This is a genomic window from Sulfurospirillum arsenophilum NBRC 109478 (assembly GCF_000813345.1).
GTDB classification, from domain to species: domain Bacteria; phylum Campylobacterota; class Campylobacteria; order Campylobacterales; family Sulfurospirillaceae; genus Sulfurospirillum; species Sulfurospirillum arsenophilum.
Map to the genome: position 1 here is coordinate 202,685 of NZ_BBQF01000004.1, position 21,471 is coordinate 224,155.

At 40.9% G+C, this 21,471-nt stretch carries 26 protein-coding genes; 15 read left to right on the top strand and 11 right to left on the bottom strand.

Annotation, left to right across the window (positions count from 1 at the left end; translation table 11 throughout):
• Positions 1–30: 30 nt before the first annotated feature.
• Positions 31–375 (bottom strand): c-type cytochrome, encoded by a 345-nt coding sequence (locus tag SAR02S_RS11430; RefSeq protein WP_041959817.1) that lies wholly within the window; start codon positions 373–375, stop codon positions 31–33.
• A gap of 70 nt (positions 376–445) precedes the next feature.
• On the opposite strand from SAR02S_RS11430, the gene folD reads away from it, so the two are divergent.
• The 11 genes from folD (at position 446) to SAR02S_RS11485 (ending at position 9,167) form a co-directional block, all read left to right on the top strand.
• Positions 446–1,288, top strand: a complete 843-nt coding sequence (folD, locus tag SAR02S_RS11435; RefSeq protein ID WP_041959819.1) for a bifunctional methylenetetrahydrofolate dehydrogenase/methenyltetrahydrofolate cyclohydrolase FolD — start codon at positions 446–448, stop codon at positions 1,286–1,288.
• A 13-nt stretch (positions 1,289–1,301) separates the two neighbouring features.
• The gene (gene lepB / locus SAR02S_RS11440) at positions 1,302–2,192 is read left to right on the top strand and encodes a signal peptidase I (protein ID WP_041959821.1); all 891 of its coding nucleotides are present in this window, start codon (positions 1,302–1,304) and stop codon (positions 2,190–2,192) included.
• On the top strand, positions 2,192–2,845 hold the full coding sequence (locus SAR02S_RS11445) for a site-2 protease family protein (protein ID WP_041959823.1): 654 nt from the start codon (positions 2,192–2,194) through the stop codon (positions 2,843–2,845). Before lepB ends, SAR02S_RS11445 begins: the two co-directional genes overlap by 1 nt.
• Before the next feature lie 87 nt (positions 2,846–2,932).
• Positions 2,933–3,361, top strand: coding sequence for a ribose 5-phosphate isomerase B (gene rpiB / locus SAR02S_RS11450; RefSeq protein ID WP_041959826.1), 429 nt, complete (start codon positions 2,933–2,935; stop codon positions 3,359–3,361).
• A 2-nt stretch (positions 3,362–3,363) separates the two neighbouring features.
• Positions 3,364–3,696 (top strand): membrane protein, encoded by a 333-nt coding sequence (locus SAR02S_RS11455; RefSeq protein WP_041959828.1) that lies wholly within the window; start codon positions 3,364–3,366, stop codon positions 3,694–3,696.
• A gap of 146 nt (positions 3,697–3,842) precedes the next feature.
• A complete protein-coding gene (locus SAR02S_RS11460; protein WP_041959830.1) occupies positions 3,843–4,400 on the top strand; it encodes an adenine phosphoribosyltransferase in 558 nt (185 codons plus the stop codon).
• Positions 4,400–5,605 (top strand): tryptophan synthase subunit beta, encoded by a 1,206-nt coding sequence (gene trpB, locus SAR02S_RS11465; RefSeq protein WP_041959832.1) that lies wholly within the window; start codon positions 4,400–4,402, stop codon positions 5,603–5,605. The genes SAR02S_RS11460 and trpB overlap by 1 nt, the downstream gene beginning before the upstream one ends.
• 4 nt (positions 5,606–5,609) lie before the next feature.
• A complete protein-coding gene (locus SAR02S_RS11470; protein WP_041959834.1) occupies positions 5,610–6,323 on the top strand; it encodes a DedA family protein in 714 nt (237 codons plus the stop codon).
• Positions 6,289–7,743 (top strand): leucyl aminopeptidase, encoded by a 1,455-nt coding sequence (locus SAR02S_RS11475; RefSeq protein WP_041959836.1) that lies wholly within the window; start codon positions 6,289–6,291, stop codon positions 7,741–7,743. The genes SAR02S_RS11470 and SAR02S_RS11475 overlap by 35 nt, the downstream gene beginning before the upstream one ends.
• Before the next feature lie 12 nt (positions 7,744–7,755).
• Complete coding sequence (locus SAR02S_RS11480) at positions 7,756–8,325, top strand: CheB methylesterase domain-containing protein (protein ID WP_041959838.1); 570 nt, start codon at positions 7,756–7,758, stop codon at positions 8,323–8,325.
• A complete protein-coding gene (locus SAR02S_RS11485) occupies positions 8,325–9,167 on the top strand; it encodes a CheR family methyltransferase (protein ID WP_041959840.1) in 843 nt (280 codons plus the stop codon). The genes SAR02S_RS11480 and SAR02S_RS11485 overlap by 1 nt, the downstream gene beginning before the upstream one ends.
• Positions 9,168–9,188: 21 nt before the next feature.
• Here SAR02S_RS11485 and SAR02S_RS11490 read toward each other — a convergent pair whose 3' ends face one another.
• The gene (locus SAR02S_RS11490) at positions 9,189–9,737 is read right to left on the bottom strand and encodes an isochorismatase family protein (protein WP_041959842.1); all 549 of its coding nucleotides are present in this window, start codon (positions 9,735–9,737) and stop codon (positions 9,189–9,191) included.
• Between the two features lie 81 nt (positions 9,738–9,818).
• Between SAR02S_RS11490 and SAR02S_RS11495 the strand changes: the two genes are divergently transcribed.
• Positions 9,819–10,358, top strand: coding sequence for an RBBP9/YdeN family alpha/beta hydrolase (locus SAR02S_RS11495; RefSeq protein ID WP_041959844.1), 540 nt, complete (start codon positions 9,819–9,821; stop codon positions 10,356–10,358).
• 6 nt (positions 10,359–10,364) lie between these two features.
• Here SAR02S_RS11495 and SAR02S_RS11500 read toward each other — a convergent pair whose 3' ends face one another.
• Positions 10,365–11,552, bottom strand: coding sequence for a YbfB/YjiJ family MFS transporter (locus SAR02S_RS11500; RefSeq protein WP_198133105.1), 1,188 nt, complete (start codon positions 11,550–11,552; stop codon positions 10,365–10,367).
• Entirely contained in the window at positions 11,521–11,835 is a 315-nt protein-coding gene (locus tag SAR02S_RS11505) for a cupin domain-containing protein (RefSeq protein ID WP_369385046.1), read from the bottom strand. The genes SAR02S_RS11500 and SAR02S_RS11505 overlap by 32 nt, the downstream gene beginning before the upstream one ends.
• Positions 11,836–11,837: 2 nt before the next feature.
• Between SAR02S_RS11505 and SAR02S_RS13705 the strand changes: the two genes are divergently transcribed.
• The gene (locus SAR02S_RS13705) at positions 11,838–11,897 is read left to right on the top strand and encodes a hypothetical protein (RefSeq protein ID WP_369385047.1); all 60 of its coding nucleotides are present in this window, start codon (positions 11,838–11,840) and stop codon (positions 11,895–11,897) included.
• Positions 11,898–11,980: 83 nt separating this feature from the next.
• Here the strand turns inward: SAR02S_RS13705 and htpX are convergent, their stop codons facing one another.
• Both htpX and SAR02S_RS13455 read right to left on the bottom strand, forming a co-directional pair.
• Positions 11,981–12,835 (bottom strand): zinc metalloprotease HtpX, encoded by an 855-nt coding sequence (htpX, locus tag SAR02S_RS11510; RefSeq protein WP_041959849.1) that lies wholly within the window; start codon positions 12,833–12,835, stop codon positions 11,981–11,983.
• 300 nt (positions 12,836–13,135) lie between these two features.
• Positions 13,136–13,273, bottom strand: coding sequence for a hypothetical protein (locus tag SAR02S_RS13455; protein WP_156961475.1), 138 nt, complete (start codon positions 13,271–13,273; stop codon positions 13,136–13,138).
• A gap of 118 nt (positions 13,274–13,391) precedes the next feature.
• Between SAR02S_RS13455 and metE the strand changes: the two genes are divergently transcribed.
• Positions 13,392–15,587 (top strand): 5-methyltetrahydropteroyltriglutamate--homocysteine S-methyltransferase, encoded by a 2,196-nt coding sequence (gene metE, locus SAR02S_RS11520; RefSeq protein WP_041959853.1) that lies wholly within the window; start codon positions 13,392–13,394, stop codon positions 15,585–15,587.
• A gap of 31 nt (positions 15,588–15,618) precedes the next feature.
• Here the strand turns inward: metE and SAR02S_RS11525 are convergent, their stop codons facing one another.
• The 4 genes from SAR02S_RS11525 to SAR02S_RS11540 all read right to left on the bottom strand — a co-directional run bounded on the left by SAR02S_RS11525 (position 15,619) and on the right by SAR02S_RS11540 (position 20,243).
• Entirely contained in the window at positions 15,619–17,232 is a 1,614-nt protein-coding gene (locus tag SAR02S_RS11525) for a methyl-accepting chemotaxis protein (protein ID WP_041959854.1), read from the bottom strand.
• Between the two features lie 112 nt (positions 17,233–17,344).
• Positions 17,345–17,953 (bottom strand): hypothetical protein, encoded by a 609-nt coding sequence (locus SAR02S_RS11530; protein WP_041959855.1) that lies wholly within the window; start codon positions 17,951–17,953, stop codon positions 17,345–17,347.
• A gap of 50 nt (positions 17,954–18,003) precedes the next feature.
• Positions 18,004–19,659, bottom strand: a complete 1,656-nt coding sequence (locus SAR02S_RS11535) for a cbb3-type cytochrome c oxidase subunit I (protein WP_041959856.1) — start codon at positions 19,657–19,659, stop codon at positions 18,004–18,006.
• Positions 19,656–20,243 carry a cupredoxin domain-containing protein gene (locus SAR02S_RS11540; RefSeq protein WP_041959857.1) on the bottom strand — a complete coding sequence of 196 codons (588 nt, stop codon included), beginning with the start codon at positions 20,241–20,243 and terminating at the stop codon, positions 19,656–19,658. Before SAR02S_RS11540 ends, SAR02S_RS11535 begins: the two co-directional genes overlap by 4 nt.
• Positions 20,244–20,463: 220 nt before the next feature.
• On the opposite strand from SAR02S_RS11540, the gene SAR02S_RS11545 reads away from it, so the two are divergent.
• The gene (locus SAR02S_RS11545; RefSeq protein ID WP_041959859.1) at positions 20,464–20,862 is read left to right on the top strand and encodes an RrF2 family transcriptional regulator; all 399 of its coding nucleotides are present in this window, start codon (positions 20,464–20,466) and stop codon (positions 20,860–20,862) included.
• Here the strand turns inward: SAR02S_RS11545 and SAR02S_RS11550 are convergent.
• On the bottom strand, positions 20,859–21,470 hold the full coding sequence (locus SAR02S_RS11550) for a 3'-5' exonuclease (RefSeq protein ID WP_041959861.1): 612 nt from the start codon (positions 21,468–21,470) through the stop codon (positions 20,859–20,861). The two genes, SAR02S_RS11545 and SAR02S_RS11550, sit on opposite strands and share 4 nt — an antisense overlap.
• Position 21,471 lies beyond the last annotated feature (1 nt).

The window sequence follows — 21,471 nt, forward strand, 5'->3', positions numbered from 1 at the left end:
TTATTATTTTACTGAAAGTTTTTAAACAAACTACTTTTTCACTTCGCTCGAAACGTAATAATATAAGCTATCGATCTCTTGCCATGTTAAAAAGTACGTTGGCATGACCTTGTGCTGAGATGTCAATGCTTGGAAAAAACGCTCTTTGGAAACGCTGGTAATGGCAGGAGCGGAGAGCACAACATCTTTACCTTTAGAGCTATATTTAGAGATAACAGAGCCCTCACCTTTTTCACCATGGCATTTGTTACAGCCAATGCCTCTAGGATTGGAATAGAGCATTTTGGCATACTCCATTTTAGAGATAAAATCCTCACTCAAAAGCGGTGTAAAAGATAAAAATAAGAACACGTTACATGTAAGCAAAAACCGCATCAAAACTGCTTTATCCTCTCTTTATTCGTAATTTGGTATAGTATCAAAAATGAACTAAAAGGATGTTTGAATGCAGATCCTCGATGGAAAAGCACTGTCAGATCAAATCAAAATTGAGCTTAAACAAGAGAGCAACAAGCTTAATGAAAAAGGCATAACACCGGGTCTTGCCGTTATTTTAGTCGGTGATGATGCTGCGAGTCAAACCTATGTCAAGATGAAAGAAAAAGCGTGTGATGTTGCTGGTGTTTATTCGATCATTCATAAGATGCCAAACACGATTTCACAAGAGAAGATTTTAGAGACCATTGCTATGATTAATAACAACGCCAACATCGATGGCGTACTGGTTCAACTTCCTCTTCCAAAACATATCGATACCACAAAAATTATTGAAGCAATTGACCCTAAAAAAGATGTTGACGGCTTTCATCCCTTCAACGTTGGTCGTTTGGTTGCTGGACTGGATGGTTTTGTACCCTGCACGCCTCTTGGCGTTATGCGTCTTTTAGCACACTACAACATTGACCCAAAAGGTTTAGATGCGTGTGTGGTGGGTGCAAGCAATATCGTTGGAAAACCGATGATGAACCTACTCTTAAATGCAGGTGCAACGGTTGATATTTGCCATATCTTTACCAAAGACCTTAAAGCACATACCCAAAAAGCAGACCTTGTTATTGTAGGCGTAGGTAAGCGAAACCTCCTTACTGCTGACATGGTTAAAGAGGGTGCGATTGTGATTGATATTGGTATCAATAAAACTGAAGATGGACGTCTTGTCGGCGATGTCGATTATGCCAATGTTGCACCAAAATGCAGTTACATTACGCCCGTTCCTGGAGGTGTAGGTCCTATGACCATCGCGATGTTGTTGGAAAACACCATCAAAGCCGCAGGGCAACGTTTATAATATTAGGAAATTCATGAAAAATTTACTCAACCGTTTTTATACCTTTTCCAATAGCTGGACAGGTACGCTTATTATTGTTTTATTTGTCATTTTTTTTGTGGCTCAAGCGTTTGTGATTCCAAGTGGTTCAATGAAAAGAACGCTCCTTGTAGGAGATCATCTTTTTGTTAAAAAATTCTCGTATGGCATTGCAACACCGCATATTCCATGGCTTGAAATTCCAGTACTGCCTGATTTTAATGGTAACGGCCACCTCATAGAGGGAAGCAGACCAGCGCGTGGTGATATTGTCGTCTTTCGCTACCCAAAAGATGAAAAAGTGCATTATGTGAAGCGTTGTGTTGCTACAGAAGGCGATGAGATTCTTTTCCAAGAGAAAAATCTCTACATCCACTTTGCAGAGGGTGATGAATATATTAAAGCAAATTACGCACCTGAGAAAATTAAAACGATTGCGGGTAAACTCTGGGTGAATAACCCATATAAAGAGAAATTCCATGGCATTCAGTATGATGATTCTGTTGATCTTTTCCAACAAATGACACTGTATCTAAACGCAAATCAACTGGCGATGAAACCCGCAATGGTCCAAGAGCTTCCTTCTATTTCAGGCTATAGCTTCAATGCCTTCTACACCAAAGTGGATAAAGACAACTTTTTCATGATGGGCGATAACCGTGACCACTCCAATGACAGTCGTTTTTGGGGAAGTGTCCCTTACAAACTCATTGTCGGAAAACCATGGTTTATCTATTTTTCATGGGAAAAAAAAGGAGCTGAAGAAGAAAAACTTCTCTCAGCAAGTGAGTTAGCTTCATGGAAAAAATTTGATGAGTATAAAATCAGATGGAATCGCATTGGCCGTTTTGTAGAAACGATGCAATACGATGAGAGCTTTTTTTAATGGATACTGTAAACCTTCTTGAGATCACGGCTACCGTTTTAGCCCTTATGGTGGCAATTATCGGTCATGAGATTATGCACGGTTATGTGGCGTACCGTTATGGTGACAATACGGCTAAATACCAAGGACGCCTTAGCATTAACCCTATCGTACATGTCGATATCGTAGGAACGATTATTGTTCCTGCTGTGCTCTTTTTTAGTGGTGCACCTTTTATGTTCGGTTGGGCAAAACCCGTACCTATTTTCATTCCTACGGTCATTCGTAATGGTGGGTATAAAGCCGCTATTCATGTCTCGCTAGCGGGTATTGCTTACAACTTTACACTCGCACTGGTGTGTGCAGGGTTACTCAGCTTTTTTAAAGACTTGCATGAAGTCAACAGTTTTATTGAGTATTTTCTGGTCTATTTTCTCATTCAATCACTCATTTACAATGTGGTTTTAGGACTTTTCAATCTCTACCCAATTCCACCTCTTGATGGCTCTCATGCCTTGACCTACCTTGCCATGATCATGGGATGGCACTCTATCGTGCGTCTTTATGAGTCAATGGAGCGTTATGGGATGGTTATTCTCATTATTTTCATTGCAACACCACTTTCACACTACTTTTTTCTACCTATTCGCTACGTTATTGGATGGTTATATTAACAGACTTCCCAAGGGAGGTCTGTTTTTGGAATTTATAATAATCCTTGTGCTATAATCGTCCTTATTCCCTTATTAAAGGACATTTCCTTGAAGTTTTTTATTGCAACCGATCATGCCGGCATTGCCATCAAACCCGATGTCATTGTCATGCTCCAGCACATGGGACATGAAGTCATTGATCTTGGACCGTTTAATGATGAACGCGTTGATTATCCTGACTACGCACACGCACTTTGCCTTGAAGTTCTTAACAACTGTGGAACACAAGGTATTCTCATCTGTGGATCAGGCATCGGAATGAGCTTGGCAGCCAATAAACATACAGGCATTCGAGCAGCTCTTTGCCATGATGCCTACACCGCAGAGATGGCACGTGCGCATAACGATGCCAATGTACTCTGTTTTGGTCAACGTATCGTTGGACTGGGTGTCATTGAGTCTATGCTCAAAGCATGGTGTACTACCTCATTTGAGGGTGGCAGACACGCTGAACGTGTTGAAAAAATAGAGTTGTGACCATGGCAGTAGAATGGATTATAACCACGGTACTTTTTTCAGCGTGTACCTATTTGTTAATTATGGTGTTCTACTTTAAAACACTTCTACGTAAAGAGAAGCGCAGTAACATTGTCGTCAAACAGACACTCAATGATGCTGAAGTGGTCATCCGAAAATATCAAGTACAGCTTCAACGATCCCTAGGCAATATTGATATTTTAAGCGATGAACTTAAAAAGGTCAAAAATGATCTTAAATCACTTCGTACACGTAACAGTCAATACCGAATGGAAGGCGATAAACTCCGCCAACATATCAAAGAGCTCGAAGGAAAAATCGAAGCACTTTTATAATGTACCTGTGTTCTTGTTCTTGCTGTTTTCATGGTTTACATGTAAACATTTTCTGCCTCAAAGAGGCAAGCTTTAGCGCCGAGAGGCTAACGTAGTTTTTTAGGCTTTGCCTAAAAAGCGTATAAAAAAGTAAAAAAGGCTATTGTATGAGTCAATTAAGCGATGCTGATAAAATCTATCTTTTAAATTCCATTCGTGAAATCGAAGACTTTCCAAAACCAGGCATTAAGTTCAAAGATATTACAACCCTTCTAGGCGATGCAAAAGCGTTTACACTTTTGATGGATCACTTGGTTGATCGCTATACGAATATGGACATTGATTACATTGCAGGTATTGAAAGCCGTGGATTTATCTTTGGAGCTGCTTTGGCAACACGTCTTAAAACACGTTTTGTGCCTATTCGAAAACCTGGCAAACTTCCGTACACCACCATCAGTGAAAAATACTCTTTGGAGTATGGTGTCGATGAAGTATGTATCCACATCGATGCATTTTCAGCCATCAAAACATCAAAACCAAAAGTCCTTTTAATCGATGATCTTATTGCAACAGGTGGCACGGCTACGGCTGCGGTTAATCTTATCAATAAAGCGGGTGCTGAGTGTATCGAAGCTTGTTTTATTATGAACCTTACCTTTTTACAAGGTGATCTTGATATTAAAAAAGTAACCTCTGTTTACTCTGTGCTAGAGGTGTTCTAATGTATATTCCAAGAGCTTCTAAATTTGACCCCGATCAAAACGGACACTTTGGTATATTTGGAGGGCGTTATGTTCCTGAAACATTGATGCCTGTTCTTTTGGAGCTTGAAAAAGAGTACCAGAGCCTTCGCTTCAATGAAAATTTTTGGACTGAAGTCGAACATTACATGAAAGACTATGTCGGACGACCTTCAGCGCTTTACTATGCTAAAAATATCTCCCAAGAGCTGGGTGCAAAAATCTATCTCAAACGTGAAGATCTTAACCACACGGGTGCGCATAAAATCAACAACACCATTGTCCAAGGCTTAATCGCTAAAAAGATGGGCAAAAAACGCGTCATTGCGGAAACAGGTGCTGGGCAACACGGTGTTGCAACCGCAACGGTTGCTGCTTTGTTAGGCCTTGAATGTGAAGTCTTTATGGGTGAAAAAGATGTCGAGCGCCAAGAACTCAATGTCTTTCGTATGAAGCTTTTAGGGGCTAAAGTACACTCCGTTAAAAGTGGCAGTAAAACGTTAAAAGATGCTATGAACGAAGCGATTCGCTACTGGGTTACGCACGCGCGTGATACCTTTTACATCATCGGAACCGTTGCAGGTCCTCATCCGTACCCTATGATGGTGCGTGATTTTCAAGCGATCATCGGCTATGAAGCTAAGGCACAAATTTTGGTCAAAGAGAAACGTCTTCCTGATATGGTCGTTGCCTGTATTGGTGGTGGCAGTAATGCTATGGGAATTTTTAGCCACTTTTTAGGCGATGAGGGTGTGAAATGTGTGGGCATAGAAGCAGGAGGTCATGGCATCGAAACTGATAAACATGGCTGTTCACTTGCCAAAGGAAGCCCCGGTGTACTTCACGGTCAGATGAGTTATCTTCTTCAAGATGATGATGGACAGATACTCGAAGCGCACTCTATTTCCGCGGGTCTTGATTATCCGGGCATTGGACCAGAACATGCGTACCTGAAAGAGCAAGGTGTGGCACATTACGACAATATTACCGATCAAGAAGCGCTGGATGCCTTTGTTTGGTTGAGCCGTAAAGAAGGTATTATCCCTGCATTTGAGAGTGCTCATGCTGTGGCATATCTCAAAAAAATCCCTAAAGATGAGATCAAAAACAAAGTTATTATCGTCAATCTCTCTGGACGTGGGGATAAAGATATGGTACAAGCAAAATCTATTTTGAACATAGGATAGCGCGATGAGTGAATTTTTCAATAAACACTCTGGAAAACTTTTTACGCTTTTTATGGTTGTTGTACTCTCTACATTAGGCTATGTTTTATACATGGCACCCGTTGTTGGCATAGAAAACAAATTCATCTACTTGATGAAACAGTATGGCTATATCATTCTCTTTTTCTGGGGTATGTTAGAGGGTGAAATGGGACTTGTGATGGCAGGACTTTTGACTCACACAGGTGACATGAATATTTTTGTTGCTATTTTTGTTGCAGGACTTGGTGGTTTTGCAGGGGATCAAGTCTATTTTTACATTGGTCGTTTTAATAAAAAATTCGTCTATAAAAAGCTTCGGACTCAACGCCGTAAACTCGCTCTCGCGCATCTTTTACTCAAAAGATATGGTTGGCCTATTATTTTTATTCAACGTTACCTCTATGGCCTTCGTACCGTCATTCCTATCTCCATAGGACTGACACGCTACAGTGGAAAGATGTTTGCCTTAATCAATCTCATCTCCGCATGGTTTTGGGCAGCGCTTACCATTGTGCCTACATGGTATTTTGGTCAGGAAATTCTCATCGTCATTCATTGGGCAAAACAACACTGGTATTTTGCTCTTCCACTAGCGGGTATTATTGGCGGAGGAATCTCTTACTATTTTCACAAAGTTACCGACAAGACATTTAAGGAAAAACATGCATATCGTAGCACTCAATCAGAAAGTAAATGAAACAGAAGCAGACGCTAAAATCGTCTTTGTTATCAATAAAGATTTAACCCACGCATCCGTCGTAAACGACAAAGAGACTTTAGAGCTTTTAGGCTTTAAAGGAGAGAGCGAAGAGAGCGTTTTTATCCCTTCAACTAAAACTGTGTATGTTGGATGTGATTCTCTTGATGCTGATGAGATTCGTTTAGCCGCTTCAAAAGCACTGGATACGGTAAAAAAAACCACGCTTAAAAGCCTTTGCATTGGAACATACTCCAATGACTGCCCAGGCATTAACATTAAAGCACTTGTGGAAGGTTTTATCCTCGGAAGTTACACGTTTGATGCGTATAAAAGTAAAAAAGACCCTCTAAAAATTGAAAAAATCACAATCTGTTTGGAAGACTATAGCCGTACCGATGTTTCGATGGAAACCGCAACAAAAGCATTACGTGCCGCGACAGCCGTAGCAGAAGCTACCAACTTCGCCAAAGCGATTGTCAATGCAACCCCAGAGGATATGACACCGATCGCATTAGCAGATGTTGCGCAAACATTAACCTCCATTCCAAACGTTACATGTAAAGTGATGAATGAAGATTTTCTCAAAGAACAAGGCATGAACGCATTTCTTGCCGTCAATCGTGCAAGCGTACATCCTCCACGGCTGATTCACTTAACGTATAAGCCTGAAAATGCAAAAAAACGTCTCGTTTATGTTGGAAAAGGTTTAACCTACGATAGTGGTGGGCTCAGCCTAAAACCTAGTGAGCATATGGTTACCATGAAAGCCGATAAAAGCGGTGCAGCTGCTGTTATGGCTATCTTAAAAGGTGCGGCTACCCTTGAGCTTCCCTATGAGATTCATGCGATCATTGGCGCAACGGAAAATATGATCGGAGGCGATGCTTATAAGCCTGATGATGTTTTGGTTGCAAAGAATGGCAAAACCATCGAAGTGCGTAACACTGATGCAGAAGGTCGTTTGGTTTTAGCCGATTGTCTCTGCTACGCGCAAGAACTTAAGCCCGATCTTTTAGTGGATATGGCAACGCTCACTGGTGCATGCGTTGTAGCACTTGGCGAGTACACAACAGGCATTATGGGACACAATAGCGAGCTTAAACACTCCATGCGTAAAGCGTCTGATAAAAGTGGTGAATTAAGTGGGTCATTACCGTTTAACAAATACCTTAAAAAGCTTCTTAAAAGCGCTGTTGCAGATATGTCAAACATCAGCTCTAGCCGTTATGGTGGCGCGATTACCGCAGGTCTTTTTTTAGATAACTTCATTGAAGATGAGAATAAAGACAAATGGCTCCATCTTGATATTGCAGGTCCTGCCTACCTTGAAAAAGCATGGGGATACAACCAATCTGGCGCAACAGGTGCAGGGGTAAGAATGAATCTTTACTGGATGATTGAGGAAAATAAAAAATAAGCTTGGAGCTTTATGAAACAAAAAATTGTGTTAATCGGAGCCTCTACGGGAGGCCCTGGGCATCTTAAAAAGATTTTATCTGCTATTTCGCCTACGTTTAATGGTGCTATTGTCATTGCTCAACATATGAACGCAACGTTTATTCCAAGTTTCATTAATCAATTTCAAAATGAGTTGCATCTACCGGTGCATGCTATCGATAAAAAAATGAGCCTCAAAACCTCGAATATTTATATCTGTCCTCAAAATTGTCACATGATTAGAGGGGATTTTTCACCCAGTATTGAACCCATTGTTGAGGGGGAAACCCCTTACAATCCAAGCATCGACTCACTTTTCTCTTCCAGTGTTGCGTATATCAAAGATGCTGAGATTTTAGCCGTTTTGCTCACAGGCATTGGGCATGATGGTGCCAATGGGCTTAGTGAATTGCAAAAAAATGGGGCTACTTGTATTGCTGAGAGTGAAAAAAGTGCTATAGTATATGGAATGCCAAAGCGTGCTATGGAAATTAATCCTAATATCGTTTCGTTACCATTAGATGATATTGTACAAACAATTAAAAAATTTGGAGAGTCTTAATGTGGTTCTGGAACAAGAAAAAAGCGCCTGAAGTCGCGCCCAAACACGAAGTGTCACCATCCCAAGAGTTCAATACCTTTGGGCTTCAAGACCTTCTGCACTACATCAAACGTGAAATTGGTGTCGATCTGCTTTCAAAAAACAGTGTGATTGAAACCAAACTTCGCCTCTTTTGTGAACGCAAAGAGATCTACAGTTTTCGTAAGCTTTTTGAAACACTTCAACACGACAAAACATTGAGACAAGATCTCATCGACTTGGTCACGGTCAATGAAACTTATTTTTATCGAGAAGAGTCGCAACTTGATCTTGCGGTGCATTTTGCGCTTGCTATCCCCAATGTCAAAATTCTCTGCGCACCATGCGCTTCAGGTGAGGAGGTCTATTCACTCTCGATGCTACTTCAAGAAAAGAAAAAAGATTCACGAGAATTTAGCATTACTGGTATTGACATCAACGCAGAAGCCATTGCAAAAGCGCAACAAGGACTTTTTTCAGAACGCTCTTTACATAAACTCGATGATCGGATTAAAGAGAAGTTTTTTACCCATGAAGATCGCTTTTACCGTGTCAAAAGAGAGTATTTTTCTTCGGTTTCATTTACAAAAGTCAATATTTTTGATCACGAATTTCTCTCTTTAGGCAAATATGACATCGTCTTTTCACGCAATATGCTCATTTATTTCGATGATGATTTTCGCCTTAAAGCCATTGAACGTTTTGCTAACTTACTCAAGCCTGAAGGCAAGCTCTTCTTAGGGCATGCAGACATCGTTCCTGAAAACAACTACTTTGTCAAACACACGGAACATCGCCTCTCTTACTATGTAAAGAAGTCTTAAACTTCTTTACATGTAAAAGATTTACAGCCCTTTTACCAACGAACTAATGGTTTTGAATTGCGGATGATTGGCGCTGTGTAAAAGCTCAAACAGCAGTGATTCCGTTGTACAAAGTCGTGCGCCCTCTTGCTCCATACGACGCAGTGCTATCTCGTGATCTTTTCGTTTACGAGAACCTATGGCATCGGCACAAATCATCACCTCAAATCCTGCCTCTAAAAGATCCAGCACGCTTTGTAAAACACAGACATGACTCTCCACTCCAGCAACAATCACACGCTTTACATGTAAAGTTTTGAGTCGCACCATCACCTCTTCGTTTTGGCAACAACTAAAGGTACGTTTTTCATACACGACACCATCCTCAAGCAGTACACGAAGAGACGCAATCGTCTCGCCTAGCCCTTGTGTATATTGTTGGTTGCATAAAATGGGAACCTCTAAACTTTGAAGTCCTTGCACCAAAACCAACAAATGCTTTTCAATCAACGCATGATTTTCAATATGCCCAAAAAGACGCTCTTGCACATCAACCAATAACAGTGCTGTCTCTTCTACCAATAGACTCATAAGAACTCCTTACTTTTTTTGACTAGACTTTTTTAAGGCACTCTAAACTAAAATAATACCATTTTAAACTACGAGGCATGAATGAAACCTTCTGTTATGATTTTACCTGGATACCAAGGCTCTGGAGAGACCCATTGGCAAACATACTGGGAGAAAAAACATCCTGATTTTAAGCGCGTTCATCAGCGTGATTGGGACCATCCTATCGCTAGTGAGTGGGTAGAAGCACTGGAAGCTACGCTCAAACGTTTGGATGAACCTGTCTATTTAGTCGTACACAGTATGGGGTGTTTGACATTGGCACATTGGGCAGCAACGGAAAATCATGCCCCAATTCGCGGTGCTTTGATCGTAGCGCCACCTGATCCTAAAGAGCCTGTATTTCCAAGCATTGCTGAAGGCTTTGAGCAAACACCTCTGCACGCTTTTGACTTTCCAAGTATCATCATCGCAAGCAGTAATGACCCTTATGCAAGCCTTGAATACTCAAAAAACCTTGCAAAGGCATGGGGAAGCACGCTCATAAATGTCGGTGAAAAAGGGCATATCAACACCGCGAGCAATCTTGGGCTTTGGGAAGAAGGACTTGCATATTTAGAGCAACTTCGAAAGCCTCAATAAGCCTCTTTAGAGGCTTATCCACGAAAGAACACCTGCTCCAACCAAACAGAGTGATGATGTTATAAAACTCACATTAAAATCTCCCGTAAAGTCTATCATCACCCCTGAGAGCAATGGTCCTGCGATCTGCCCCACTCCGAAGAAAAGTGTTAACAGGCTTAAAATACGCGCCGTATGGTGTATGCCAAAAAGTTCTGCACTCAAAGTTGCCATAATGGAAGGTACCGCCCATGTCGAGAGTCCAAAAAGAGTCGCCGAGACAAAAAGCCAACTCGGAGGCAAGGATGAAGCAAGCATAGAGTGCGCCACAGCTTGCAGTAAAAAAAGAACTCCTAGCGTTTTGTGACGTCCTAAACGATCACTAACCATGCCAAACAATGGTCCCGAAAAGAGACTTGCAAAACCCAAAATTGACCAAAATATTCCTGATATTTCTGTGCTGACGCCCCATTTTCGCACAGCCGTTAAAACAAAAAAAGTCATATACATAATGGCAGTCATACCGAAAATTCCAAACAAAACACCTGTTTTCAAGAAAGCTCGTGAGCTTAAAATCGTTTTGAATTCGAGAGCATCGTAATCCGATGAAAAGGAGCTATGAATGGCAAAAGCTTTTAGGGTACCGTGTGCAAACCACGCAATGAGCATAATAATGAGTGCAAACAGACTCCAACCCAAACGCCATTCAGGGAAAGGGAAAAATTCAAGATACGGGACAATAACACCACTGGTGATAATACCAAAACCAATGCCCGCGACCACCAAACCTGTCGCTTGCCCTTTGATGTGAGAAGGAACAACTTGCGCAATGTAGGTCATAATAGCGATATTGGCAAGAGCGCCAAAAAAGCCCGTAATGGAAAAAATAAGTGCTGCACTCCAGTAATTAGGTGCCAGCACCATCAATCCCATACTAAGCGCTTGTGTGAGAAGCGAACGTGTAATAAGCGTTGCCGCCCCAAATTTGCGGTAAAACGGGGATGTGACAAAAAGCCCTATAAAGTACCCCACAAAATTGGCACTTCCAACGATGCCCGCTTCCGTGGCATCCATCAAAAGCTCGCCTTGCATACTTGGGAGAATCATCCCAAAGGCAAAGCGAGCTAACCCAAGGCAGGCAAAAACGACAAGAACGCCTGCAATGATAGGTTGTAGATGCGCTCTAACAGCCACAACTTTGGCCGCCTGAGGCAACCATCTCTATGTTATCGTCTTTATTTGGAACTAAACAGAGAAATTCATAATCCTCATCACCAATGACATTATACGAATGAGGTACACCCGCTGGAATAAAAATAATGTCATCTTTCACGGCGATAAAACTCTCGTCTCCCATTCGAACGCGTGCTTTGCCTTTAAGAACGTACTGTTCATGCTCTACGGTGTTCGTATGAAAAGGCATATGTCCGTCTTTTTTAATGACAAATTTTCGCATCGCAAAGTTTGTTTCAATGCTTGGAGCAATGAGCATTTGCATACTTGCACCTTCGCCTGCTTGAAGCGGCGTACTTGCTATTTCGTGGAGAGATCTTTTCATGATTTATCCTTTACATGTAACGATAATATTCGATAATTTTTACTTTTAAAGTGCTTTATTCTAGCGCAAAGATTTTAAGTGCGCCTTATGCTTTCAACTCTAATTTGAGCTCTTCAAGTCGTGCAATGCGGTCTTCCGTAGAAGGATGCGTTGAAAAAAGTGAAGCAAACGAGATGTCTTTGCCTGAAAAAGGGTTGATGATAAACATATGCGCACTCTCAGGTGTCGCTTCGTGAACCATACTTTGGCGGTTGTAGTTTGAGAGCTTTGCCAGTGCGCTTTGAAGCCATTCAGGATGTTCTGTCAAACGCGCCGCACCCTCGTCAGCCATGTATTCACGGTTACGGCTAATTGCCATCTGAATGACCGCAGCCGCAAGGGGTAAAATAATGGCAAGCGCGATCATCACGATGGGATTAGGACGATTTTCCCTGCTCCCTCCAAACATCGCTCCAAATTGCATCATATTGGCAATCACGCCAATAGCACCTGCAATCGTCGCGGCAATAGTACCCACTAAAATATCATAGTGTCTGACGTGACTGAGTTCATGGGCTAAAACGGCTTCGATTTCCTCATCATCCAGTAACTCTAACAGTCCCTCTGTCACCGCAACTGCGGCGTGTGAGGGATTGCGTCCTGTAGCAAATGCGTTTGGCGTTGAGTCGGGAATGATATACACTTGAGGCAAAGGAAGATTGGCTTTTTGGCTGATACGCTCAACAATAGCGTAAAGCCCATTGGCGTCTTGCCTTGAAATAGGCACCGCATTGTAGTGACGAAGAACGAGTTGGTCAGAGTAAAAATAGCTCACAAAGTTCATGACACCCGCTAAAACAAGTGCTATCATCATACCTTGTGTGCCTCCCATCATGCCACCAACCCATACAAACAACACGCTCATCAAGGTCAACAATACGACGGTTTTAAACACTTCCATACAAGCTCCTTTAAAAATTTATCTCCTATTTTAGCTAACTTTGGTAAATAGTTTTTACATGTAAACCATTGTGCTATAATGCCGCAATAAAAAATAAGGACGTACGTGAGACTGCCTCAGGGCTTTGGTAAAAAAGGCTACTTTTCTCTTGCCACGATACAAGCTTCGACCAGCGAAGTCAAAACCAAACGCCATCACGCACGCCTACTTCATACCACGCGTCTCTTCGCCGATACCTGTTCTCCTGAAGAAGTTGAGGACGATCCACCACCGCTTAGCCCTGCCCTTCTCGGATTTGTCTCATCGTACCGCCCAAGACTTTGCAAATGTAGTCGACTTTTTGCAAAGCGCGCCCACTCCGCCATAAAGCGTGCCAAAAAAAGACGTAAATGCAACTGCCACTCCCGCTACTTTAGCTTCCGCCGAACCGGTGTTCATCCTCCATTTTTTCCTTTGTTACAACCATTAAACAACGAGCTTTGCCACGCATACATGCTGGCTTAATTTCTCAAAAAAGCACTGCTTTTTTGATGTGTAAATGAACAAGGAAAGAAGTATGTCAAAAACCTACGTTACAGGGTTCCCTCGCATTGGGGAAAAACGTGAACTCAAATTTGCTTTAGAAGCCTATTGGGCAGGAAATTCCTCTTTTGAAGAGGTTAAAACCGTCGCCAAAACCTTACGTCAACGCCATTGGAACTACCAAAAAGAGCGCCATGTTGATTTTATTTCATGCAATGACTTTAGTCTCTACGACACGATGCTTGACACCGCCGTTATGCTTGGAGCCATTCCTCCTCGTTTCCAAGGCATTGAAGACAAAATAGAGCGTTATTTTGCAATGGCAAGAGGCGATGAACAACGCTCAGCCATGGAGATGACCAAGTGGTTTAACACCAACTACCACTACATTGTTCCCGAGATTCATGCACATATGGCTTTTCGCGTTGACATTAGCAAAATTGCCGACGAATACATTGAAGCCAAAGCGCAAGGGTTTAATCCTAAGATCAATCTCATTGGACCACTCACCTTTTTAGCGCTCTGCAATCCCGTAGATGGAAGCGATATCTTCACGCTTTTTGATGATGTTCTTGAAGCGTATGTCAAAGTACTTCACGCCATTGAGAGTTTAGGAGAAGGCATCGTTGTGCAGTTCGATGAACCACTTTTTGCCAAAACGTTAGAGCCAAAATTTTTGAGTCTGCTTAAAATTGCTTATGAGCGTTTAGGCTCGGTGAGCAAAGCGCTTAAAATCGCTGTTGTAACGTACTTTGACCGTGCCAATGAAGCCGTTGAAATCTTGGGAAATTGCCCTATTTGGGCGATCGGGCTTGATTTTGTTTACGGCGAAGAGAACCTTCAAGCACTTTTACATGTAAACGACAAAATGCTCATAGCAGGTGTGATTGATGGGCGTAATGTTTGGAAAAATAACGCTTCTAAAACGTATGAATTGTTGGAGAAAATAAGCGATAAAATTGATCCTAAGCAGATCATCATTTCGACTTCATGCTCGCTGCTCCATGTGCCATTTTCAACCCGTTTTGAAGAGAAATTGGCACCTGAAGTCAAAAGTCGTCTGAGTTTTGCACTTGAAAAACTAGCAGAGTTAGAGCAGATCAACACACTTTGGGAGAAACGAGAAAAACCTGAAGCGAGTGTTTGCACCCAAAAAGCACCATCGCTTAAAAATAGTGGCATTTCGTACACAAGATCAGCGTATGCCACCCGTTTTGTCTTACAACAAAAAGCGCTGAACTTACCGCTTTTCCCAACCACCACCATCGGCTCTTTCCCTCAAACTAAAGAGACCAGAGCAGTACGCAATGCCTATAAAAAGGGGGAGATTTCACAAGAGCAGTACGAGTCCTCTTTAAAAGAATCCATCAAAGAATGCGTTGAGTTCCAAGAAGCATTAGGGCTGGATGTCCTCGTGCATGGTGAGTTTGAGCGTAACGACATGGTCGAGTACTTTGGCGAACTTCTAGAGGGGTTTGCATTCAGTCAAAATGGTTGGGTACAAAGCTATGGAAGCCGTTGCGTTAAGCCACCGCTTTTATACGGCAATGTTAAACGCAAACAACCTCTCAGCGTTGACTGGACAGTGTATGCGCAAAGCTTGACTGAGAAGCCAATGAAGGGCATGCTCACAGGACCTGTGACCATCCTCAACTGGTCATTTGTACGTGATGACATCCCTAAAAGTGAAGTCGCTTACGAAGTTGCTACGGCTATCGCTGAAGAGGTCGATGAGTTACAACGAAGTGACATCAAGATCATTCAAGTCGATGAAGCGGCATTCAAAGAGGGCTATCCTCTGCGCGAAGAGAAGATCAAAGCGTATGAAAAATGGGCCGTCGAGAGCTTTAAAGCATCTGTTGGCACAGCATGGGACCAAACGCAGATTCACACCCATATGTGTTACAGCAATTTTAACGACATCATCGACACCATTGAGAGAATGGATGCCGATGTCATCACCATCGAGACGTCACGCAGTGGCAATAAACTGCTCAAAGTCTTCCAAAAGGCCAATTATAGGGCACAAATAGGACCAGGTGTGTACGACATCCATTCCCCTCGTGTGCCAAGTGTGGAGGAGATGAGCGAGCAGATCAAAGCGTTCTTGCAAGTACTTCCTAAAGAGCAACTCTGGATCAACCCTGATTGTGGTTTAAAAACCAGAGGATGGAGTGAGACTAAAGCAGCCCTCACCAATATGATGAAAGCCGTTAAACTATCGCGTTAAAACAGATATGAGGAGAAATTTCTCCTCATATTTATGTTGTTTTAAACACTGCCAATGATTGGCTAAGCGTCTGTGATAATGCAGATAAATGTTTTGCAGAAGCAGCAATTTCTTCAACGCTTCTTGCATTCGAACTTGAAAGTTCATTGATCAAACTCATTTTATGAATCACAGCATCATTAACGAGTTGCATATTTACGTTCATTTTAAGAACGACGTGATGTGTGACATCTGTTGTTTGATTGAGCATAACGACTGCTTCATCTGTCTGTAGAGAAACTTTCTCGGAAAGATCGCATAACGATTGAATACGCACATTATTTTCATTCATTTCATTGCTAATATCACTGATGGATTGAACAATCAAATTCACCGTTGTATTGGTTTCCAACAAACTTTTTTGCGTACGTTCTGCTAGTTTTCGCACTTCATCAGCAACAACGGCAAAACCACGTCCATGTTCCCCAGCCCTTGCAGCTTCAATGGCAGCATTAAGCGCTAAAAGGTTGGTTTGATCGGCAATCTCACTAATAACATCTAAAACAGTTTTCACTTGAACCGCTTCGGTTGAAAGATGATTGAGTCTATCATTCATCTGCGCTTCTATCACAACAGTTTCATTTAGCTTCATCAATGTTTCATGTAAGGAGTGCTGTGCAATCATTAAGCTTTTTTGTGCCTCTAGTGTAATACGCTCCGCCTCATGTGTACTCTGATTCATCTCTTCCATCTGCACCAAAACTTGTTGAGCCTCTTTTGTCGTTATGTTGACAATACCCGCTTCTTCCTCTGCTCTTTGACCTATTTGAAAGCTTGTGTGAGAAAGTTCTTCTGCAACAGAAGCATTTTCAAGAGCATTATTCTTTGCATCATTAAGTGTTTGTGATATTTCACTTAAAAGTATATTTAAAGAGTTCATTGTGTCATTAATTTCATCTTTTGAACCTGTTTCTATCTTTACATGTAAATCTTTATGACTTTGGATATACCCTATCCATTTTTTTGCATTATTAACAGAATTTTGGATACTTCGATTGGTTATTACAAACAAAAGGAGTAAGAAAGAAGAGACCATACCAAGTGCTATTTTCCCCAACATTGCATTATTATCCAAACTATCATAATTGACTTTTTTCACGCTTTCACCCAAAACGTTTGTCTGATTAATAATCGTGTCAAAAAGTGTAGCAGATTCTGTGGTTAAGCTCATAAACGTATCGTATTCTTGTTTATGTGTTTGCATAAATGTAGGTTCTGTGAACATTGAACCATATTTTTTGAGTAAAGTGATACGTTGTTGACTGATACCATACCACTTTTCAACATTCTGCTTTAACGCTAAAATTCTTTCTTGATTCACCTTTACAAGCAAAATAGGAAAAAGCGTATCGATGGTAGAAATTGAGTCTTTATAATTTTTTTCAAATGCTTCTAGCCGTGTAGGTTCAAGAAAGAGTTGGTAACCTCTTAACTCCATCATGCTTTGTGCTACATGCGTTTCTACTTTTCCAATGATCCATAGTCTTGTTGCAGTCATTTTTCCATCGTGGCTTAAAATGACAATCTCATATCCTAAAATTACAACACCTATGAGTAAAACACTCAACATAAGAATCAATTTTCTTTTAATCGTCGTAAACAACATTAACATCCTTTTGCAGTATAAAAATTAGCAGAACCTTACAATCCTAATACTTAAGAAAAGCATAATACAACTTTAAAAAATGATATTTATAATAAAAATATATTATAAATATTTAGATGTGCTCATCACTGGTTTGTTCAATCATTAAATTTTTTTTGTCAATACAACCTCGTTTTTCGAGGTCATCTAAAAGGTGAAGTGTCTCATTGTAGAGTTTTTCATACGTTTTTGCATGCTGTTCAAATTTTTTGCGCTCTTTTTTAGCGTATATCCAAGCCCAAAGCACGGAGAGTCCGAAAACACCGTAAATCTCCCATTGCCACGCTTTAAGATTGAGCAAGACAATAAAATACTGCACGGAGAAGAGGACAAAAAATTCGATGGACATGATGATGACTAAAATGGAGCTTTGTTCAAAATCAAGTGTATATTTTTCAATCTCTCGAAGCGTCGATAAATTCGCATTCACTCGCCTTACATCTTCTTTACATGTAAACGCAACATTTTTGTCATCAATGTTTTTGAGGTGAATATTGCTAATGTTATATTCAAGATTGGTTTGTTTGTAGGCTTCTAAAATATGCGGATATGTGCGTAAACACTGCTCAATATCAATCAGTTCGATACTCTTTTTACCAAGCACTTTTTCCACATCTTGATAGACCAAATCATAAAGACCAATCGTCTTAATCTCTCGCGCAACACGCTCTAAATGTATCATGGTTTATACTTTATCAAGAAATCGCACCGCATAAAGCGGTGCGAAAAAGGTTAGGCATTTGCAGGCTCAATGCCATAGCTTGACGCTTTGTTCTTTGATGGTAAGAAGATACCAATAAGACCTTTGAGTCCAACAGACATAATAACGTTGAACAAGAAAAGCAACCAAGCAACAAGTAACATCGTGCCACAAATCGCTGAAAGAATCATAAATAAATTGTATTCGCCATTGAAATAAAGATGACGTCTTAGCATACCATCAAGTCCTGCCATACCCATAAATGCACCCATACCGATACCACCAATAAGATGCAACCAAAAGTGCGCATTGGCAAGTTTCGTACTCCAAAGCTTTGCATTGTTGGTTACCAGTGGCCAAAGCACATAAACAGCACTGTAAAGTGTCATATAAAGACCAACAATAATCGCGATATGAACGTGCGCACCGATGATCCACTGTGTGTTATGAAGGACACGGTTCATTGCCATATCGGCTTGAATGATACCCGCAGGAACAGCTAAACCAAAGCCGATCAAACCACCAAGAAGGTATTTGAGTTCCATCGTCATTTTAAGCGGTCGTGCTTTCCAAAGTGTGACAAGCGTAATAAAAAGGGCTAAACCTTGTGTTAAAAGCTCGAACGCGGTGACCATCTCTCCTGAGATAAGTTTCATCATTTCAGGTTGACCTTGATCGGCAAGCAAGTGGTGAGACCAAACCATCCATGAAACCAAAAGTTCAAGCATTAACGCCGCACGTGCAACGTTTTCCATAAAAAGCTTTTGACCCGTAATGAGCGTTGCTAAAAGATACCATGAACCCGCAACGTAAATAAGCACCAAGCCATCCGCTACAAGATCAAGTCCCCACCAGAACCAGTTTTTATATAAAAGTGCATCAATGGAAGCAACGTCTAATTTCACACCACCCATATCAGCAAGAAGATAGACAAGAACTAAAACACCTGCGGATAAAATGACCAATGCGTCCAAAAACGTATCGACGGTTCCTCTAAAGATCGCAACAACAGGTAAAGAGAGTGCAGGCTCTTTCGAGTAAGGTTGTTTGCCTGTTAGTTTATTGAAAAGATTGAGCATACCGTCAATACCAAAACCAGAAATCAAAAGCTCTTTGGTTGTTTTATTTTGATGAACACCTACTTTTGAAAATACGGTTGCGTAAATGTTGTAAATAAACAGTAACGTTCCCACCATAATCAGTGCAACACCCACAATAAACATCACACCGCCAATCGCTTTAAACTGCGTTGTGTCCGCAGGTAACGGCCAATAAAGTGTGTAAAGTGGCGCATAGTTATAGACAAATGAAGCCAACCATGACATGATGGTTCCAATAGTAATTAAAATCCATGTCGCATTAGCTACTTTAATGCTATAAAGTGGTTTTTTTGTTAAAAATGGCACTAAAAAGAGAAATGCCGCAAAGACAAGCTGATAGGTTGAGCCAAAAATACCAACGATGGGATGAACGGTCATGATGGAGAAGTAATGATCGACACTGCCATTGACAGGAGGAATCGAAGGGTTGATGGAAGCTGCACGCATAATCATACCCTCTAATGCTGCCAATCCATAAAATAAAAATGAAACGACAACCGCTCTTAGCGTTGCTTTTTGTAAAGCATTCAAACTCAGATGATCAAATTGATTGTCTGCGCCATGAATGAGATCATGCATAAAACTCATTTAGAACCTCCTTGAGACAATGTGGTTTTACAACCTCTAACTTCCATAATGTTAGGTACAAACATACCATTTCCTTTGGGACCTGAATACTCCGTGGACATAAGATCAAAAACACCTTCATCATGGAATGTCCATAAAATGGTGTTTTTAGAACCAGGATTGACTTGCATTTGCGTTACCATTGTTCCATTTTTACGAAACAATCCAAATCCGTAAACCAAATCTTTACTCGTTACATCAAACAATATTTTTTGCCCGCATTCAACCACCAATTTTTCACTAGGAAGTTGAAACTGATGTTTTTCAATCACCACTTTATAAACCTGATCAGGTTTTATACTTTCGCGCATAATGTCCTGGGCAACCCAAGGAACGACATTGTACGTAAATATATGGTGCCCGACACCCGCTGCGACCAAAAATGCAATAAACACATAAAAAGGGATTCGCACTAAAGGTTTGGCCACTTCCTTCCGTGTAAGGTTATACCCAAACCATGCAATGATCGCAATAATCAGCAATGCATAAATGGTATAGGCAACATTGTGGAATGCCAACAACTCTAAAGAGTTCAAGAACGTCATACCTCATCCTTTGTTTTTTATTACTACCTATAGGTAGTATTTAACCAATGTAATATTACTAAAGCGAAAATTAAAAATTGCTGATAGATTCTTACTTTAAAAATACTATATTTACTGTGTTATCTGTGTTTAATATTTTTTCTATACAATACAAATGACTTCTTAGCACAATACGATTGATTTTATAGATCAAGAAGTCCATGAATTGACGGAGAATAGCATGAAACTTAAAACAACTTCAGAATATGCCCTACGCATTTTATCTTACATGAGCCTCCACGATGAAGAGCAGCATACAGCAAAAGAACTCTCCCAAACACTGAATATCCCCTACAAATACCTTACAAGGATTATGACCAATCTAGGAAAAGCTGGATTTATTAGTTCAACAAGAGGAAAAAATGGTGGATTTGTTTTTTCAAAGCCTGTGGAGGAGATAACACTTTATGCTATTTTAGAAGCGATGAACGATCTTAATGATGATGTTTGCATCATGGGTGAAGGATTGTGTGGAAAAGGAGAGCATTGCGCATTGCATGAATGTTGGTCTAAACCCAAACAACTTATTGATGAAATGTTCAAAAACTCTACCCTCAAAGATCTTCATAGAAAGTGCTAGAGTTTTGAAATATTTTGAAGTTTAATATACATCATCGCCGTCATCACCGCATCATTCAGCGCATCATGTTTTCCAAAGATGGGCAATCCCAAGTCATTCATCATCACATCAAATCGCAGGTCTATCACGCCATCGGGGATGAACTTTATCTTTTTATCGTGGTAGAGTCCTGAAACTTCTATTTGGTCGTTTGGTAAGTTTATGCCAAGATAGGGTTTAACGTATTTGTTGATCATCTTTATGTCAAATTCGAGGTAATAGCCAACCAGTGGGCGTGAGCCGATGAAGTGTAAAAACTGCGTGATCGCCTCGCGTGCTTCGCATCCATTCTCTAAGTCAATATTGCGAATTTGATGAATCTTGATGCTTTGCTCGTTTATCTCACGTGTGGGTTTGACAAAGAGCTCGAACTTTTGGGACATCAAGATTTTATTGCCTTTGAGCTTCACTGCGCCGATAGAGAGAATCTCATCTTTTTTAGGGTTCAGTCCTGTGGTTTCGGTATCGAACACTACGACTTCATCTTCGGGGGCTTTATCAAATAAAAAGCGGTACTGCTCATCGTTGAGTTTTCGGGCATTGCGTTTGGCAAAAAAAGAGGCGAACATG